Below are 18,846 nucleotides of genomic sequence, written 5' to 3' on the forward strand. Positions count from 1 at the left end.
CTGCACCAGGGATTAAAGCGTGCCTGCGGCAGCCATCTTCAGATAGGTGTCATCAAAACGGAGTTTGATATTTGATTCATCACCGAGCGTGACGTTGCCAGGAAAACGCATTCCGAGAAAATCTGCACTATGCGCACCCTCGCCCAACAATCCTTTTTCAAAAGAAAATTGCGCAACGTGCCGCATCGTTGTGACCAGAGCGGGATCGGTAACAAATTTCAAATCATCAGCAGGGGTATAAAAAAGATGGGTGGTTTTCAGCTGAGCCTGATAGCTGGTGATATCCGTTCCGGATGCTGCAGCCATGGCATTGAGTGCGTCAGTATTTCCGGCCTTCATCAGTGACATCATTTCGAACCAGGCACCGGTAAGGGCTTTACCCAGTGCAGGGTTGTCCTGCAACACCTGAGTATTGACCACCATAGCGTCAATCAGCTCACCGGGTACGCTGGAAGAGTCGAAAACTTCGGTGGTATCAGGCGTTCTTTTAATAGCGGAGAGTTGAGGATTCCAGGCAACTGTTGCTTTCACATCATCCGTAGCGAAAGCCGAGACGATGTCAGCATCTGACGTATTAACAACGGTGACGTCGCGTTCCTGTAAGCCTGCTTTTTCCAGGCCACGTACCAACAGATAATGTGAAACAGAAAGTTCAGGCAAATAGATGTGCATGCCTTTGAGGTCGTTCAGGGTTTTTCCCTTTCCTTTTACTACAATGCCATCGTTCCCTTCTGAATAACTGCCTGGAATCAATAGGGTTGTATCCACTCCCCCGGCTGCCGGGATAGTCAGCGCATCCATATTCGTCATCGTGCAGCCATCAAACTGACCGGCGGTATATTGATTAATCGACTCGATGTAATCGTTAAGTTGAGTGATATGAATTTTTATGCCGTATTTTGCCGCCCACTTATCGATGATGCCGTCAGTGGCAAGGGTGCCCCACGGCATCCAGCCAGCGTAGATGGTCCAGCAGACGTTGAATTCTTTTTTTGCGGCGGCATAAGCAGGTTGAGCAAACCAGGGGTCAGAAAGAGAATACCTGCGACCAGGGTGCGTAGAATGTTCATTGATGACCTCGAGTTAGGCGGATAAAAGGAGCAGCGCGACACCAGTGGTGTGCTCTCTCCCGGGCTTTTATCCCGCCGTGTAACCCCTGTTGAGGTCGCCAGCTCTCGGACCTGCCATCCATTTGCATGGACCGGAACCCTAGCCAGCTATTGACAATGATCCACTAAACGCTGCTCTGTAGGAATAACAAAGCAAGCGCCATGCCAAAAATAAAAACGCTTAACATCAACAAATTGATACAACGACACAGCGTCATGCCCCGAATAAGGGCACCACCTCAATGACAATGCCTTTGTTTTGTGCAGGGCAGGCAGTGAAGCGTTTACCTGACGTAAAAGGGTAAACGCCATTTTTAAAGCAGAAGCCGCTCAGCCTAAACTGAGCGAATAAAGAAGTAATAGCAACGCCCGCTGCCTGGCCTGATTTATCATCTGGCTCTGTATCTTACATCTTGCAATTTGGGGGTTACAGCAGCCTGTAAACCTGGAAGTTATACTTCCAGCCCTGCACGAAACTGTCCCCACTTCAGCACGGAGTTTACGCCGACAGACAGGAAAGGTTCGGGCGGGGTTTTATTCGGGCCTGGCGATGCGGTGAGGAAATCGATTAATTCGTTACGCTCACCTGCAATCATGTCGGCAATCAGCTTGCCGGTCGCGGTTCCGCGCGTGATCCCCAGACCATTACAGCACAGGGCACCATAGACATTGGGTGCCAGCTTGCCGAAAAAGCCTTCATGGTTGTCTGACAGGCATATTGCTCCACTCCAGGAGTAGTCAAAATTGACCTGTGGCAGCATCGGGAAACGGCGCTCAAACGATTTGCGATGATTTTCGAGGTACTGCTTCAGATGTTTTTCACGTGGACGACCGTCAGGATGAAAGCTGAAACTGTTGCGCACCAAAATGCGGTTATCAGCAGTGCGTCGCACGGTGCTGCCAAACGGATGCGCCGGGATCACGCCCCAGACAGGTTTACCGCCAAGGCGCGCCTGTTCTTCATCAGTGAGCTGGCGCGACAGGCTGCCATACAGAAAAGTCGGTAGCAGACGCTGTTGCAGGAAACCGAAGTGCGAAGCAAAGCCGTTATTGGCAAGAATCAGCGTCTCGGCCGTAATGCTGCCTTTCTCATGCACCAGCGTGACTTTATCGCCGTAATCTACTGAGGTGACAGGCGTGTATTCATAAAGAGTCACATTAGCAGGCAGGCTTTCTGCCAGACCTTTTACCAGCGCCGACGGCTGTAGCAGAATGGTGCCGGGTATATACAACGCCTGCTTGTAATAGGAAGTGCCGATATGATCCGGCAAATCTTTGCCTGAGATCATCTCTGAATCGCGGCCAATTTTCGCCAGGCCGCTGCGGTAGGCTTCCAGTATGGCAACCCCTGATCGCCTACCGCAGCCTGATACTTACCGGCCTCTGACATCTGGCACTGAATATTATTTTCCTTCACGATCTGACGTAAATAGTTCTGCCCCGGGGTATTCAGTTTGAGGATTAAGTTAGCAGTGGTTATGTCGCCAATATAATCCTTCGCGCCAATATCATGCGGCACGTCGATAGCGAAGCCGGCGTTGCGCCCGGCAGAGCCGTAACCCACTTCCTGCGCTTCAATCAGCACCACTTCATCATCAGGGAAGTTGAGTGCCAGCTGGCGCGCCGCAGCCAGGCCGGTTAAACCCGCCCCCACGACAGCCCAGCGCGCTTTTTTCTGGCCGATATGCGCCGGACGCGGCGTGCGCGCCTGACTTGTATGAAACCAGCCCGGCATCGAATCATCGGCGGGCAAAGAGGTTATCTTTTGCAATTCCGTTACTCCAGTACTCTCGTTATTTAATCGCCATCACCAGGCAATGGCGCTGTAAGGTTTATTCAGTTGTTAATAATCAACTGATGAACAGTTTTCCCTGACAGGCTCGTTCAGCCGGTGCGAATGAACCTGTACAGTTATTGAGATGTATCTGCGTAACGGCGCGGCAAAAATATATGTCATTTACAGGGCGTCGGTACGTCATAGCTGGTTTTCAGACGGCGCGGGCACCTGATTTATTATGAATGGGTGGTTGCCTGCTGTTGTCCGGCTAACGCGCTGCGGCCCAGCCATCAGGCCGCGTAAAAAGCAGTAATAACAGCCTCAAAAATGTATACTTATTGTATACGTCATGTATAAACATTACGGATTCTGCCGAAATGTTGTCAACGCTCTTCGCAGTTGAGTGTGCTGGAGATCGCAAAAAAATGACGATTTGGGCAGGTCAATACAGAGAGAACGGTTCAGTTAACTGACAAACGGATTAACGCAAAGCGTGCGCGATGACCACAGCGCCTAGTTATGACGTGTGAGGATGAGAGCCTGGTAACACCGGCATTGATGAAACAAAAGGTGACAACCTGCCAGAAGAAATCAGCCGGTTTAGCAGAAAAATGAATTAAAGCCTGTTGCCTTGCGTTGACTGGGATAAATGATCGGTTTTGAGGCCCTGCGGCGCAATGAAGATTTCCATGTTTTCGCGTGACAGCTCCCAGTGTTCAGAAACCAGATCGACGACGGCCTGTTCGTTGCGCGCTTCAATGGCGGCGATAAATGCATCGTGATGGTCTGAGGCCAGTTGTAAACGCCGCTCCATGTCCACATTCTGCGGGCGGTAAAAGGTATGGCCGATACGACAATGATCAATTAGCAAGCGGCCAAGGCTGGGTTGCAGATAAGGATTAGCTGCCATCTCACCCATAATTTCATGGAACCGGTTGTTTTCCAGAGCCATGGCGTCAGCATCACGGCTTTGCACCGCTTTGCGAAAACGCTTTTGCGTCTCCTTTAATGCTTTGAGTTGCGCGGGCCTGAAGTGCTGCACAGCAAGGCGGCCAATGGCGGCATAGATCATCGGCGCCACGAGAAAGAAATTACGCAACGTGGAATGGCTCATCGGGATCACGCGCACACCGCGCTTTTCAACGATTTCCAGATAACCTTCACCGGCCAGACGCTGAAAAACTTCACGTACCGGCGTACGCGATAATCCATACTGCGCCGTCAGACTCGCCTCATCCAGCACTTCATCAGGATCCAGTTCCATCGTTAAGATAAGGCGTTTTAAATCCTCATAAAGCGCAGCTTTACCCGATCTCAATGTGTAGCCTCCTGTTTAATAATGCCTGATGACAGGATGCCACGACGTAAAAGAATGGCATCACGTTGTTAACCTATAGAAAAAGCAGGTTTACAGCAAAAATAATTGCGAGATCATCAGGCACAGCACAGCTATATGATGAGAAAGGTGATATCAGTCAGTCAGAGCGTTTATACATGACACTGCTCAGACAAACTTCAAGGAGAAGATCGCCCGGTATGGTTATTGCGCTTTCATTTCGCTGGCGGTCTGATAAATCAGCTGTAATACCGGCTCGGGATCGCGATCGGGAGGATTACGTAAAATTTCCGCCCGCAGCCAGTCAATCTCACTGCTGGCGACCGGGTTGAATGTCACAACACGACGGGCGTTTTTCAGCCACTTCATAATAAAGGCGTTTTTCTGCCGGTTAGAGGTAATTCGCCCCTGCTTTTTTGACAGGCCAACCGCCACCAGAATACAAAAATAGAAGTGAACGCGGGTATCAAAACCCTGATTAACCGCGGCAAAAATATCATTTTTAATGCTGGCATGATCTTTCACATCACTCTGCGCTGCCCACCGCATACGGCAGGCAGCATGGTTTTACATTAGTCAGGCGTCTTGCGCCGGTACATCAATCCAGATGGTTTTCAGTTCAGTGTATTGATCGAGCGCGAACACGGATTTATCACGGCCGCCAAAACCGGACTGCTTGTAACCTCCGAATGGCGTCGTCGCATCGCCTTCACCAAAACAGTTCACCGTTACCGTTCCGGCACGCACCGCGCGTGAAACCCGGATTGCGCGATTCAGCTTACCGCTGTACACCGAAGCCGCCAGACCGTAATCCGTATCATTCGCCAGCGCGATGGCTTCCGCTTCGGTTTTAAACGCCGTGACACACAGAACCGGCCCGAAAATTTCTTCACGGAACAGGGCACTTTCTGGCGTCACGCCATCAATCACCGTCGGCTGCACATAAATGCCCGCTTCGGTATTGCCGCCTTGCACAATGCGCAGCCCTTCTTTTCGCGCGATGTCGAGATAACGACTTACCTTACTGAAATGATCGGCCGAGATCATCGTGCCAAGACGGTTTTTGGGATCGAGTGGATTGCCCATGCGCCATTCGCCAATCTGCTCTGCGATCAATCCCAGCAGTTTATCTTTTATCCCCTCCTGCACCAGCAGGCGTGAAGTGGCCGAACAGTTTTCACCCATGTTCCAGAATGCGCCGTTCAGCACATGGGCAGCAACGCTTTGCAAATCATCTGCATCGTCAAAAACAATGGCCGGATTCTTGCCGCCGCACTCCAGTACCACCTTTTTAAGGTTGGATTCGGCAGCATAGTGTAAAAAGCGACGCCCGGTCGCGGTGGAGCCGGTGAAGCTCACCATATCGATATCAGCATGCAGGCCAATCGGCTCTCCAACCTCTTTGCCCGTGCCGGTAACAATATTCAGCACACCTGCCGGTACGCCCGCTTCATATGCCAGCTCTGCCACGCGCAGCGCCGTCAGCGATGTTTGCTCTGCCGGTTTCACAATAACTGAACATCCGGACGCCAGCGCCGGAGCGATTTTCCACGCCAGCATCAGCAAAGGGAAATTCCATGGCAGCACGCAGCCAACCACGCCGATCGGCTCTCGTACCACCAGGGCCATCGCGCCATTCCCCACCGGGGCGCTATGATCGTAAAGCTTGTCGATCGCTTCCGCGTGCCACTTCAGGACATGAATGGTTTCCGGCACGTCAACAGCCAGACATTCACTGACCGGTTTACCGCTGTCGAGGCTTTCCAGCACCGCCAGTGACACCACCTCTTTTTCCATCAGCTCAGCCAGTTTCAGCAGCACCGCTTTGCGTTCGCCCGGATGCAGCTGGCTCCAGCTACCCGCTTCAAAAGCTGCGCGTGCGCTGTCAACGGTCATGTTGACATCTGCTATGTCACAGGCGGCGATATCCGTCAGGTGCTCGCCCGTCGCCGGATTAGTGGCTGGCAGCGTTTTCCCCGTTGCCGCCGCGGTAAAACGTCCGTTTATAAAGGCTTTATTGGGTAGCGTCAGTCCCTGAACGACGCAGGCAACGTCGCTCAGTGTGTGTATCTGTTTCATACCGGCTCCTTACAGCACTGCAATCGCAGCCACGTTGCGTCGCACGCCTTCAATTACGGCCTGCAGCTGCGCTTTCTCTTCCTCATCCAGCGCCTGCAACGGTGCCCTCACCGGGCCAGCTTTAAGACCTGCCAGTTCAGAACCGTATTTAATCGACTGCACAAACTTACCGCCATCAAGGAAGTTCATCAGCGGCATCATTGCCGCCATGATTTTACGGCCTTTATCGAAGTCTTTTTCAACAACGCAGGCGTTGTAAAGCGCAACGTGTTCACGAGGAATGAAGTTAGAACCGGCGCATACCCAGCTGCGTGCGCCCCAGGCAAAGAATTCCAGTGCCTGATCGTCCCAGCCACAGGAGAGTGCGATATCAGGGAATTTGCAGGCCAGCAGATGTAAATTGTTGAAGTCACCTGAGCTTTCTTTGATGGCGATGACGTTGGAAGAGCGGCTAACTTCGCGGAAGTAGGATTCCCCCATGGAGATACCCATGCGGCCCGGATAGTTGTAGAGCATGATCGGTAACTGAGCAGCCTTGTCGATCGTCAGCGCATGGTGCGCATTTTCCAGCTCCGTAGGCAGCGCATAGGGTGGTGACGTCACCAGAATGGCATCGGCTTTGTGGTCACGCGCATGTGTGGCAAAAGCAACCGCATCTTCGGTACGGATCGCGCCGGTGCCGACAATCAGCGGCAGGCGGTTATCAATTACTTTGCGCGCATATTCCACCAGCGCCAGACGCTCTTCCACGCTTTGTGCATAATACTCACCGGTTGACCCCCGATGATGATGCCGTGCACCTGCGCTTCAGTCAGTGATTCCAGCACATCGGCAAAGGCAGCAAAATCAATACGGCCATCAGCCGCATAAGGGGTAATTGCCGGGGTATAAATACCTTCAAATGTAAACACGAGACCTCCAGGGTGGAATACAGGACCAAATGCAACCGCCTAAGGTTGCGTTTGTTAACAATTTGCATACCAAGGTGAGCAAGGTCAATCAGGCAAAGTTTTTTGTATACTTAAAAAATACAAAATAAATACTAAAAAACAGGAAATTTTTACAACACAAAAATAAAAAATTATTTAAAATCATATAATTAATTGCATTTTATTAAAGTATTATTTTTCTAAATAAATTCAGATAACGATCACAATACCGCATTATTGCCTGTTCTGACGTATTTACACCGGCGTACATGAGGCATAGTTTTGAGTCTGGTTTTAACCTGCATTTAACAGACAGGATCTTGGCCAGCGATACGGGTTAACGTTAAGCAGACAGAGGTAGCGGGTTATGTCCCCAAAGAAAGCGACGCTCACAGGTTTGATTGCCATTCTGTTATGGAGTGCAATCGTTGGATTAATCAAAAGCGTCAGTGAAGGCTTCGGCCCGGTAGGCGGTGCAGCGTTGATTTACAGCTGCAGTACGGTACTGCTGCTGTTCACGGTCGGTTTTCCCAGTCTGCGTACATTTCCACGCAGTTATTTAATAGCTGGCAGCGTGCTGTTTGTTTGTTATGAGCTTTGCCTGTCACTTTCACTTGGTTTCACCCATAACAGTCGTCAGGCAATTGAAGTAGGCATGGTGAATTATCTGTGGCCGAGTATGACCATTATTCTGGCGGTAATTGTTAACCGGCTTAAAACCAGTCTGTTTATTATTCCAGGCGTTATTCTGGCGATCGCCGGTATTTGTCGCGTTCTAGGCGGTGAGCACGGTTTTTCATTAACTGAAATAACGCGTAACGTCATGGATAATCCGCTCAGTTATGGCCTGGCATTTAGCGGCGCGGTCATATGGTCTGTATATTGCGTAGTGACAAAGAAGATTGCCAGAGGCAGTAACGGCATCACGCTTTTCTTTATTCTGACGGCATTAACGTTATGGATTAAGTTTCTCTGGTCGCCCCAACCCCCTTTCGTATTATCTGCGCAAGTGTGGATCAGTCTGGCGCTGGCCGCGATGGCGATGGGATTTGGCTATGCCGCCTGGAATGTTGGTATTCTGCACGGCAACGTTACCGTTTTAGCGGCTGCATCATACTTTATTCCGATCATTTCGTCGGTTTTAGCAGCTTTCATTCTGGATTCGCAACTGACGATATCGTTCTGGCAAGGGACTGCCATGGTCAGTCTCGGTTCGCTGGTGTGCTGGTGGTCAACCCGCAACGTAGTGACTAAAAAGCTGGCGCTAAAAGTCTCTGATTAATTTTACCGGGAGGGAATTTCTCCTCCCTGACATGACTTTAAATTAAAAAATAAAAAAACAGCAAACCAATATTTTATCCGACCATCCTGCACCGGAGGAGTACTTATTATGAAACGCTTTATATAAACAAACTTACTGACTTTCCCGACAAGATCTTTTTATCTCTTCCGGATAACGTTTTAATGATCTTTACAGGCTTATATTAATTTCACCATTCTTACGAATATAAGGTGTCAGAGCGCCCTCGGCCGTTTTAAGCATCCATCGCTTATAGTGCTTATTCTGCCTGTTCTGCCTTTTATTCAGCGTGTCGGTGAAAAGACAGGAGCATATGATGTCAAATAACATTTCTGTTGAAGATGTACCGCTTAACCGTTTTCACCGCCTGCTTACGGTACGTTCCGGGGTGGCTCCTTCGTTGATGGTTATGTGCTGAGCATTATTGGCATAGCTATGACGAAGGTGTCACCCGCTTTAGGACTGAGCGCCTTTTGGGAAGGACTCATCGCTGCTTCGGCGTTGATTGGCATATTCTTCGGTGGATTTATTGGTGGTGCCCTCACTGACCGGCTCGGCCGGCGGGTACTTTATTTTGTCGGTCCTGTACTGTTTATTGTCTGCTCACTGGCGCAGTACTGGGTACAAAGCGGCGAGATGCTATTTGCTTTACGCTTCCTTAATGGCGTCGCTGTCGGCATTGAATATCCGGTGGCGACAGCCTTTCTGGTGGAATTTTTACCGAAGAAGCACCGTGGCCCTGTCTCGCAACGCTCACCATTCTCTGGTTCGCTGGTGCTGCTGCCGCTTACCTGACCGGGGAAGCTATTTTGAATTTTGCTGGTCCGGAAGCCTGGCGGTTTACCCTGGCCAGTACCGCCGTGATTGGTGCATTGCTTTTCCTGGTGCGTCTCGGCACGCCGGAATCACCACGCTGGTTGATCAGCAAAGGACGCCATCAGGAAGCTGAAGCCATTATTCGCCGCGTATACGGTGCCGGCTTCAGCCTGAAGAACCTGCCGGAACAGGCTGACTGCAAAAACCTGTCATTCGGAAGCCTCCTGCATTCTGGCTACGGCAGGCGCATGGCATTTGTCACTATTTTCTGGACCTGCTCAGTGATCCCGGTGTTCGCCGTTTACGCTTTCGCACCGAAGGTGTTAGAAGCACTGCATCTCAGCGGTAACTGGGCTTCATATGGCTCAATCGCTATTACCCTGCTGTTTGTGATCGGCTGCATCGTTGCCACGCGCCTGGTTAACTCTCTGGGTCGCCGTAAATTGTTGCTGCACAGTTTTTATGGTCAGGTCTGGCGTTGTTGCTGTTAGGCTTTCTGCGTGACGGACCGTCAATGCTTATCCTGATCGCATTTGGTGCTTATGCCCTGTTTATCGGCGGTGCGCAGGTGCTCCAGTTGGTCTATCCGAACGAGATTTTCCCGACCGAAATTCGCGCCGGTGCGGTGGGAATGGGCACATCAATGTCACGTATTGGCGCAGCGGTAGGTACCTACCTGGTACCGATCTCCCTGCAAACTATCGGCATTGGTTCAACCATGTATGTTGCTGCAGGTATTACCTTCTTTGGCCTGCTGGTCTCCTGGTTCCTGGCACCGGAAACGGCTTCACGCAACCTTGAGGATGCAGCATCGCTGGATCAGGAAAGTCCAAAGCCTCATATAGTGACGAGCAGAATGTCTAAACGTAATTCCTGGTAAGCTTACAGGGGCTGTTTCAGCCCCTGCTCTTTTCGTCCCAGATTCACATCGTAACCTACAACTACTGTATTGATCTGGCGCAGCAAGCCGATAGTCAATTCAGTATTTTGCTGCTTGCTGAATTCTGGGGTTACCGTTTTTCTCCGTACTCCGCCCGTTTACTCTGCAAGCGTTTCTGTCTGGCTACATCGGGCGTATCCAGAACAGCAGCGATCCATTTTTCGGCTTTTTTGTCTGTGTTACCCTCCGGTTCAGCATCGCTTTTCCTCGAGCCATCATTGTTTCCCGATTCTCTTTGCCCATGACAATAACGGTGATCGCTATGCTAACACCTGGGAAAACGCTGATTGTCACAACGCCAGAGGGTAAATGGGTAAACGGATTTATCGCAGGTGATGAAAATGAATGGCAAACAGAGGATGGGTTTGATTGTGTCGGGACAGCATATCGACCCGATCTGGACGCGCCTGTGTGTCTGGTCTTTCAGTCCCGACTCATGCCGACGAGGCGGGTCAGGCGGCAGACAGGCTTACTCCCTATAGTTTATAAATAAGCTATAGGGAGTAACAAAGTTGCTTATAAGCTATAGGAAGCAAACCTAAGCTATGGTGAGTAACTGTGACATTCAGGCCGTACAACTAACAAAAGTTAGCACTCACAAACACAGATAGAATAAGCCCCGGCAGGTTAGCACTCACCAGGGAGGCAATAACATAAGCTGTAGTGAGTAACAGCTACTCTTCTCAGCCTATATAAGCTGTAGTGAGTAAACTAAAGAACAGACCCTATCTATAAACTGTAGTGAGTAACAGAGAGAGGGTTACTTTGTCATATAAGCTATGGTGAGTAAAAGTACGCTTAACAGAAGCAGTGATAAGCTATAGTGAGTACATCAGTACAATCCTGACCTCTTCTATAAGCTATAGGGAGTAAGTAAACACACTGCTCTTTATGACATAAGCTGTAGTGAGTAGATATGGCTAAGCGGAAGAAGTTGGTACTCACTACAGCTTATAAAAGGTGTTATTTGTTTTTGAAGAGCCTTTCAAGGTCGTCCATGCTTATGCCTAATTTATCCAGCAACTTAAGCTTCTCCTGCAGTTCGGTATCAGGCTTTTCGGCTGGCATAGTAGTCAGTTGAGGATCTTCATCGCTTTCGTTCTTAGGTGCTTTAAGCTTGGGTCTGCGATAATGCACGTTAAAATAGACCGCCCGCCCACGCTGCACTTCGGTGTAGTCCAGGTAACCGATCTCCTTGAGCTGCTCCATTGCACGGCGCACCGTCTGATTCTGAGAGAAAACAGGCGATTTGAGGTTAAGCCGGGTTCTCATTCTGGCAAGTGAGATTGGCGCAGGATTCTTGGGTAAGCTCTCAATGTAGGTGTAAAGCGCCTGCGCAGACTCGCGACGTTTAAGCGCATTGATAGCCTTAAGCTGCAAAAGCACTTTGCGATCAAACTGATACAGCTCATATAATTTTGGGTCAGCCTGAATGATTACTATGTCTTTTTTCGTATCATAATAAGCAGACTGAACGAGATGGGTAACGTATTCTTTACTGTCTTCGCCGTTATTGCTGGTAAAGGAGATAACCGTACCCGCAATACGCTTCAGAGAAGGGCTAATTCTCTCTCTGAGCTTTTTAGATGAACGACTTGAGGGTATACCGCAAAGCTTCGCGAACTCAACGAACGGCAGCTGTACCTTGTCTCCAATGACTTTGTGTTTAGCAAAAGAATGAATGATCCCGACCCATGTTTTAAAGTCATTATCCATATCCAGACGCGGCCCTACGATTTCGACCTTATCAAAGCCTTCTGCCTTAGCAAGCGTTAGCCTGGTAAGCTCTTCCGTGGCGTCTGTTGTAGAGAAAGTATTTTTCTTAGCGTTTTTCAGGGACTTAAGGGTGGGAACAAATACACCGAGCCGCATAAGTGCAACAGGCTGAACGGTATTATTCGCGTTCGGCGTCAGCGTGACTACGTCTCCAGAAGACTTGTCTGTTTCTTCAAAGATTTTATTTAAGTCAATGTTATCGCTGTCCACTACGCCTTCCCAATCTTTAGTTGGCCGACTGATCAGTGTTGCCGGAATTGTGAGTAACAGAGGGATGATTTACAGCATGGTCACGTATCTTATTGAACCGGATGCTAAAAGTTATTCACCGCTCTTTAGGAATTTCTTGAAGATGACTCACTATAGCTTATGTACTTCCCTAACTACAGCTTATATTTTACTGACTGCAGCTTATGGATTACTAACTATAGCTTATAAACGCCTCACTACAGCTTATGTGATACCCCGCTCAGCCCAGTACTGGCGCGGGCTACAGCGATCGGGGATCTCTTTAGGATCTAATAGGGATCTCTATTGGATCATTATTATTGGGATCTGAACGGTGGATAAGTGGATAAGTCACTGAAACAAACAAAACAGCGCCACCGTTTTCTTGGTATTACGAACCCATGATCTTCAAGGCGTAACAGGATCACATGAGGTTTTTGAACCGCCTGATTGTCAGAAAACTTCGCCATCCAAACACATACCAAACCTCAACGACGAACCGGACTTTTCACTTTTGCAGCCTAACCTTTAAAGATGAAGCTGTTAGTTCAGCTCTGTTTTATTTTACTGAACGACACCGCTTTTCAAACAGGAAGAAACATATTCAAGTTGTCTCTGCAGAAGACCCTAAAAATTCAGTTTCCAGTCCGGAAATGATCATCAGAGCCCATAACTGATCGTCATTGTCCCAGGAGGACAAGGCGCACAGCAGAGAGGCCAGAAGCGTCTCTGGCAGGCCGAATCACGTTTGTACTGTCAGACACGAGCAACGACTCTACTGACGTTTCGTGAATGTCCTGCCGATGATAATGTGAGGAATCGACGTTCTGCTTAGGTTGAGTACTTAAGAGTGGAAGAAAGGAGGTAGCTGTACAAAAAAACAAAAGACTTAACAAGACGTATGGGCCGAAAGGAAATAACAACTTAACAAGATAATAATTTAATAACAAAATAAGTTATTATCCCGTTAAGTTGCTAATTAATGATTTTACTGAAGTTTGGCGCTTGCAATGAGTTTAGAGATCTCATCGCTGGAGAGGTTTTCCAGTGACAAAATAGCGGCCCGCACGATGTCCGAACGATTAACCCTGGCATTGCCTGACATAATTTCATTTCTGAGATGCGTATCGATCGCCTCCAGATTACTGTCTGTAAACGAGATACTGACAGGCCTGGCTTTCACCTTTTTGGCAGATTCCGGCACGGGTTTCGGCTCTGAGATTGGCTGCTTGAGTTCTGCAGACCCACCATTAATGAATGCATCTTCTCTTTCTTTAACAATACCTGCCCTGTTCCTCATAAGATCACCTCTCTTACAAGCCTTTCCACTTCTTCCTTCGCTTTGACATTATCTGTTTCAAAGATAGTCATTGATTCTGCCCATGCATCTCTGTGCGCTTTTCTGTCACAAATACGTGCCTGTGCGAGATTCATCTCGGGAAAGTCTTCCAGTACTTTAGCGGCTTCATTGCCTTCATTGACGAACATGTTGGTGGGCGTCATGTTGAGGACAAGATAACCACGAACCGCTTCATTGAAATCTTTTGCTGCGGTGAAAACAGAACATGTATGAGGAACAACATCCAGGTCCATTTGTGACGGACGTAAGGGAGAAATGAACACATCTGCTGCCATTAATCCGCTTCGCATTTCCGCACTGTCACGCCCGGCACAATCAGCAATGACATAATCATAAGATGACGCGTGCTCTTTCAACATGGCTTTAATGTTGCCTGAAGCACCTGTTACTGGAATATGAGGAAGGCTCTCTGGTCTGTTGTTATACCAGGTCAGAACTGATTTTTGATCATCAGCATCCACAATCAGAACCCTTTTATTCAGGCTCATAAGGAATGAGGCAATTGAAACAGCAAGTGTGCTTTTACCGACACCACCTTTCTGGCTTCCCAAAACGATAATCATCCATTTCTCTCTTCAACAGTACACTATCAGGCGACTATCTTAGCATCTTAACAAGATAACACAATGTTATCATAACAACTTTTGCGCACCCACAGTTTCATGATAATAACCATGTTTATCAATTAATTACTTTTAATCTGGTTTTATGTTTTATGAATACGGAGCGATGTTATTGTTATGTTATTAACTTAATAACCTGTTAAGTTACAGCAACTCCGTTAGCCCGTTAGCGGTAATTTCATCACGGACAGGTAGATGTTTTCAGCGGAGGGTTTAAGGTTTAAGCGGTAACATTTATAAGAACGAGATAGCAGAGAGACAAACAGAAGACGCGGAGATTGAAAGCAACTCTGGATTAATTCACCCTTCAGCCCTTCAGCCCTTCAGCCCTTCAGCCCTTCAGGCGTCTTTAGCAAACGGCAAAGGATTACTGAGATAACCTTACTTAAACTGATTTTTCGAGTGCAACCGTTTTAAAGATAAGCGCATATCGAGTAACTACTTTAGTCCCGGTGTTTGTTATTGAAAATTTTACGATACTTCCACTTAAGCAGACACCGTACTATCCGGCAATCAAGCGGCTAATTAAGTTATTATCTTAATAAAATGTTATCTTAACAGGTTGTTAAGTTAATAAGTTGACGCTGTTCTTTTTAATTACACAGGGTATTACTTTTGTTTCCTTGCTGTGCCAATAGCTAAGCTGCATGGCGGATCATATTCAGCTTTGAACGGTTATGCTTTTTGCAGAGTTCGTCCGGTTCGTTGTATTCGTATTCCCTGAACGTCCCGCGGATAGATTTAGCGTTGTGTTACGAGCTCTAATCCCGCGCGAAGTGATGCTCTGTTTGTCGACATCAATCTGTGTCCTGCTGAGTCTGTCCGGCGCTTATGTTGCCACTCAGCGTCGCGGGGATGTAAAAAATACGGGCTTAATTTATGCCGCATATATCAGCTTTGATAAGATATTTTTTTGTTAAGTTGTTATCTTACTAACCTGCTTGCAGAACTGACAATAAGCAGGCTGCTCTTTATCTAAGTTGTTAACTTAACAATGTCTGTTTCGCCGCTATAATTTGCCCCCGAGTTACCGGAACATGTTTACCGCTCAGTAACCCTTTGGATTACTAACTTGTTAGCTTGTTAGCTTGTTAGCTTGTTAGCTTGTTAGCTTGTTAGCTTGTTAACCTGCTAACTTGCCATCTTAGTAACCCGGCAACTTAACATTTCGCCTCTGGCAATCAGTCATCACTGTTATGCTACTGCTCACCTGTGGCAATGCTAACAAGATAATTCATTATTAACATAACATCTTAATAACTTAATATTTTCGGTTGGCCGTGTGATTTTATATGGCATTTTTGAAGGGATTGAAGCAAAGCGGCTTACTGACCGCGCTTAGTCAGCAGGGAGCAAAGCGGAATTTGGCCAGTGCAAACGATTCATGACCGGCGTGAAAAGAGCGATAAATCCCATACAGATGTTAGTTTTGTAATAACTGTCAGCTGCCAGCGCCAGTATGAACAGCTGTTTTATGTAGCTATTCGGCTCGCACGGCTTACCCTGAACATCGCCATTTTTCACACGCAGGGATAAAGATAATAAACTATTATGATATTAACTTAATAACATATGATCTTATGATCATTACCAGTGTGCGCTATGTTGCAACGAGTAGCGGCCCGCATCGCGCTTTATAAAGAACGCTCTCTTGGCGGTTTATTAACCTGTTACGCGGGAACGGCTTCAGTATCTGGTTTTGAACATCTCTGTCTCAGATAATAAGTTAATATTTTAATAAAAAATTATGCTGTTATCTTAATAAGTTAATGGCTGCTTCTGGACATCGAACCGCAGCGAACAAAGCGTTAGTGAAGTAAAAGGACAACAGCCGCGCCAAACTTTCCCGTTATGCCGACAGCGATTTTACAGACACCTGCAGGCAAAGGATCTAAAAAGCTCTTTTTTAATGGCTCCTGGCCTGTTGAATATGCAGTCACAACTACCGGGGCAGTTAAACGCTATTGCCGATCCCAAATCTTGTGTGGTGACTCAGATGTCACCGGAAATTTAGTTCAGAGACTTAACCTCTGCTTCGGGCACATCTCCGTTCACCGCCACGGCCTGAGTCAGCCATGAACGAGAAGCGGGCGTAGTATGCAAAATAAAGTACCCGGTTAAGCAGGCTGATCTGCTTTAATCACAGGTAAAAATATCTCTTTTTAACAGGTAACACCGGCTATGGCTTTCATCCCAAAAAATTACTCACGACTGGAAAGTGGCTATCGTGAGAAGGCATTAAAAATCTATCCGTGGGTATGTGGACGCTGCTCGCGCGAGTTTGTTTACTCGAACTTACGCGAATTAACCGTTCACCATATCGATCACGACCATACCAATAACCCGGAAGACGGCAGTAACTGGGAGCTGTTGTGTCTGTATTGTCATGACCATGAACACGCGAAGTACACTGAAGCTGAGCAGTACGGCACAACCGTTGTAGCAGGGGAGGACGCGCAAAAAGATGTTAAGGCAGCAACCTATAATCCCTTTGCCGATTTAAAGTCGATGCTCAATAAGAAAAAATAGGGTCAGAACAACCCGCTCAGGGTACAAAGCTGTAAACCTATAGTGTGGAACGGCGATTGCTGTGCCGGATAAGGATGAAGTCGGGATTCACCTCGCGCCCAAACCGGTGCCGACGGGAATAGGTGTGGTCAACAACAGTGCATGGTCACTGCGCCTGACGTTGAACATCCGTAGTCTGCACAGCGTGCTGGCTACATACTGTTGTCAGGCGCAATATATGACCTCATGCCGGCTTGATGTTCTGATTCATCCGGAAAAGGTTCGTGGGGTCGTACTTATTCTTGAGTTGCACCAGTCGATCATAGGTCGCGCCGTAAGCGAAGGCAATGCGGTCGGTCTCCTCCTGGGTAAGGAAGTTGATGTATGCACCGCTGCTGGCAAACGGTTGTGATTTAGCGAAGAATTCGCGTGCCCAGGCGATGCAGTGTTCATCCTCAGCGGCTGTTTCCCAGCGACCATGCACATTCATCACGTAATTGGCATCCCGGCTTGAGTAGGCCATTGCCTCGGGGGCTATGCTGGCCGTCTGGCCTCCAATCGTCCCGATGAAGATCTCACACTGAGGTGACGGTAATCTGGCCGCGTATTCAATGATAGTATCGATTACGCCGTCACTGATTTGCGAGAAGTTGTGTGATTTCCAGTAGTTGCGCGACCCTTTTGCCAATAGCGGATCGAAGGCCTGCTGCCAGGCGATATAGGGCTGCACGCCGATGTGCTCGCCGAGCACCGTGCCGAACCCGCGCAGCGGTTCAATAAGCTTCTCTCCTTCTGAAGGGTCTCCCGCATAGCACAGAGCGAGCGCGACCATCTCTTTGCCATGAGCCTCCCCGGGCAGAAAAGGCAGCGGTGGCGCTTTACGCGTGACCATCCAGACATTGAGCTCTTCTGGCATTGTCTCGGTGAATCGGGCGAACTGTGAGATTACGTGCTTCGCCTGATCAAACGGAAAGACCATGAGTCCACTCAGCACGTCCGGCCCAACGGGATGAAGCTGGAATTCGAAGCGAGTAATAACACCGAAGTTGCCACCACCACCCCGAAGTCCCCAAAAGAGATCTGCGTTTTCTGATCCGCTGGCGTGCAGCTGACGACCCTCTGCCGTAACGACCTCTGCAGAGAGCAGATTGTCTATGGTCATACCGTATTTCCGGCTCAGCCAACCGAACCCGCCCCCGAGCGTCAGGCCGGCCACGCCTGTGGTTGAATTGATGCCCAGGGGCGTAGCAAGACCATGAGCCTGCACAACCTCATCAAACTCGGCAAGGGTGCAGCCTGGCTCGACGCTGGCCCTGCATGTGGTCAGGTCCACTTGCACATTTTTCATCAGCGAGAGATCGATCATCAGACCCTTATCGCATACAGCATTACCTGCAATGTTGTGTCCACCTCCTCGAATCGAAATGAGAAGATTTTGCGTGCGCCCAAATTTAATGGCCTGGACGACATCTTCAGGCGACGAGCAGCGGACGATCAGCATGGGTTTGCGGTCGATCATGGCATTCCAGATCTGGCGTACCTCGTCATAATCTGAATCGCCAGGAAGAATTACCGCCCCCGAGAAGTGCGCTTTGAACTCGTCGATATGTACCTTTATTAACTCGTTCATGATTGCCTCTTACCTTTGTGTATCCCTGTTAATTATGGCGGTTCTCCTTAATGCTGATGGTTAAGAGAGGATTTTTAAGAGAGTTTGTTAACCTGGTCAAAATGTAGTTGCACACTGAATTTGGTCACTACAGGCGCACAGTAAACAGACCTCTGCACCCTTTGTTTCTCTGAGCGTAAGGTTTAATAGAGCAGGGGAGAGTATTTGGGAAAAATGAGGATTGTCCGGCGGCAGATATAACACCAAAGCGTGGTGATGAAATTTTAGGAACAATGCTTCGATGACTCTGAAATGACGGCATTCTTAATGCGCCTGAACGCCGTTTTGTTCTTTCCTGGAACGGGCCAGTCACCTGCGAATGAGCTGTTGCATGTTCTCATAGCCCAACGCATATGCACGCTGCGCAACTGAAAGAAACGCGAAGTTATATAAGCA

At 48.5% G+C, this 18,846-nt stretch carries 12 protein-coding genes, 2 pseudogenes and 1 riboswitch; of the genes and pseudogenes, 3 read left to right on the plus strand and 11 right to left on the minus strand.

The features are described 5' to 3' along the window. Positions 1 to 12 precede the first annotated feature (12 nt). From O3W44_RS24010 to O3W44_RS24045, 7 genes and pseudogenes are all read right to left on the minus strand, one after another. On the minus strand, positions 13 to 1,074 hold the full coding sequence (locus tag O3W44_RS24010; RefSeq protein ID WP_442954701.1) for a putative urea ABC transporter substrate-binding protein: 1,062 nt from the start codon (positions 1,072 to 1,074) through the stop codon (positions 13 to 15). Positions 1,075 to 1,124: 50 nt separating this feature from the next. Then, positions 1,125 to 1,224: riboswitch (guanidine-I (ykkC/yxkD leader) on the minus strand. A gap of 337 nt (positions 1,225 to 1,561) precedes the next feature. After that, positions 1,562 to 2,844 (minus strand): annotated as a pseudogene (locus tag O3W44_RS24015) (NAD(P)/FAD-dependent oxidoreductase). A gap of 658 nt (positions 2,845 to 3,502) precedes the next feature. Next, positions 3,503 to 4,204, minus strand: a complete 702-nt coding sequence (locus tag O3W44_RS24025; RefSeq protein ID WP_269295157.1) for a GntR family transcriptional regulator — start codon at positions 4,202 to 4,204, stop codon at positions 3,503 to 3,505. Positions 4,205 to 4,426: 222 nt separating this feature from the next. Beyond that, positions 4,427 to 4,747 carry a hypothetical protein gene (locus O3W44_RS24030; RefSeq protein ID WP_269295158.1) on the minus strand — a complete coding sequence of 107 codons (321 nt, stop codon included), beginning with the start codon at positions 4,745 to 4,747 and terminating at the stop codon, positions 4,427 to 4,429. A gap of 51 nt (positions 4,748 to 4,798) precedes the next feature. Next, positions 4,799 to 6,301 (minus strand): aldehyde dehydrogenase, encoded by a 1,503-nt coding sequence (locus tag O3W44_RS24035; protein WP_269295159.1) that lies wholly within the window; start codon positions 6,299 to 6,301, stop codon positions 4,799 to 4,801. A 9-nt stretch (positions 6,302 to 6,310) separates the two neighbouring features. Beyond that, entirely contained in the window at positions 6,311 to 7,051 is a 741-nt protein-coding gene (locus O3W44_RS24040) for a dihydrodipicolinate synthase family protein (RefSeq protein WP_269295160.1), read from the minus strand. Beyond that, positions 7,009 to 7,212, minus strand: coding sequence for a hypothetical protein (locus tag O3W44_RS24045; RefSeq protein ID WP_269295161.1), 204 nt, complete (start codon positions 7,210 to 7,212; stop codon positions 7,009 to 7,011). Before O3W44_RS24045 ends, O3W44_RS24040 begins: the two co-directional genes overlap by 43 nt. Positions 7,213 to 7,597: 385 nt before the next feature. Here O3W44_RS24045 and yddG point away from each other — a divergent pair, with 385 nt between their 5' ends. Together yddG and O3W44_RS24055 are read left to right on the plus strand one after the other, a co-directional pair. Further along, positions 7,598 to 8,512: an aromatic amino acid DMT transporter YddG gene (yddG, locus tag O3W44_RS24050; protein WP_269295162.1), complete on the plus strand. Its 915-nt coding sequence runs from the start codon at positions 7,598 to 7,600 to the stop codon at positions 8,510 to 8,512. A 334-nt stretch (positions 8,513 to 8,846) separates the two neighbouring features. Further along, positions 8,847 to 10,226 (plus strand): annotated as a pseudogene (locus O3W44_RS24055) (MFS transporter). Positions 10,227 to 11,249: 1,023 nt separating this feature from the next. Here O3W44_RS24055 and O3W44_RS24060 read toward each other — a convergent pair. The 3 genes from O3W44_RS24060 to O3W44_RS24070 form a co-directional block, all read right to left on the minus strand. Next, complete coding sequence (locus tag O3W44_RS24060) at positions 11,250 to 12,242, minus strand: RepB family plasmid replication initiator protein (protein ID WP_269295245.1); 993 nt, start codon at positions 12,240 to 12,242, stop codon at positions 11,250 to 11,252. Positions 12,243 to 13,278: 1,036 nt separating this feature from the next. Continuing rightward, positions 13,279 to 13,473 (minus strand): hypothetical protein, encoded by a 195-nt coding sequence (locus O3W44_RS24800; protein WP_331283475.1) that lies wholly within the window; start codon positions 13,471 to 13,473, stop codon positions 13,279 to 13,281. 113 nt (positions 13,474 to 13,586) lie between these two features. Further along, positions 13,587 to 14,213, minus strand: a complete 627-nt coding sequence (locus tag O3W44_RS24070) for a ParA family plasmid-partitioning AAA ATPase (RefSeq protein WP_269295164.1) — start codon at positions 14,211 to 14,213, stop codon at positions 13,587 to 13,589. 2,241 nt (positions 14,214 to 16,454) lie between these two features. Here O3W44_RS24070 and yajD point away from each other — a divergent pair. Further along, positions 16,455 to 16,802, plus strand: coding sequence for an HNH nuclease YajD (yajD, locus tag O3W44_RS24075; RefSeq protein WP_269295165.1), 348 nt, complete (start codon positions 16,455 to 16,457; stop codon positions 16,800 to 16,802). A gap of 223 nt (positions 16,803 to 17,025) precedes the next feature. On the opposite strand, the gene O3W44_RS24080 is transcribed toward yajD, so the two are convergent. Continuing rightward, on the minus strand, positions 17,026 to 18,411 hold the full coding sequence (locus O3W44_RS24080; RefSeq protein WP_269295166.1) for an FAD-binding oxidoreductase: 1,386 nt from the start codon (positions 18,409 to 18,411) through the stop codon (positions 17,026 to 17,028). Positions 18,412 to 18,846 lie beyond the last annotated feature (435 nt).

The organism is Pantoea sp. LMR881 (genome assembly GCF_027157825.1).
GTDB classification, from domain to species: Bacteria; Pseudomonadota; Gammaproteobacteria; order Enterobacterales; family Enterobacteriaceae; genus Pantoea; species Pantoea haifensis.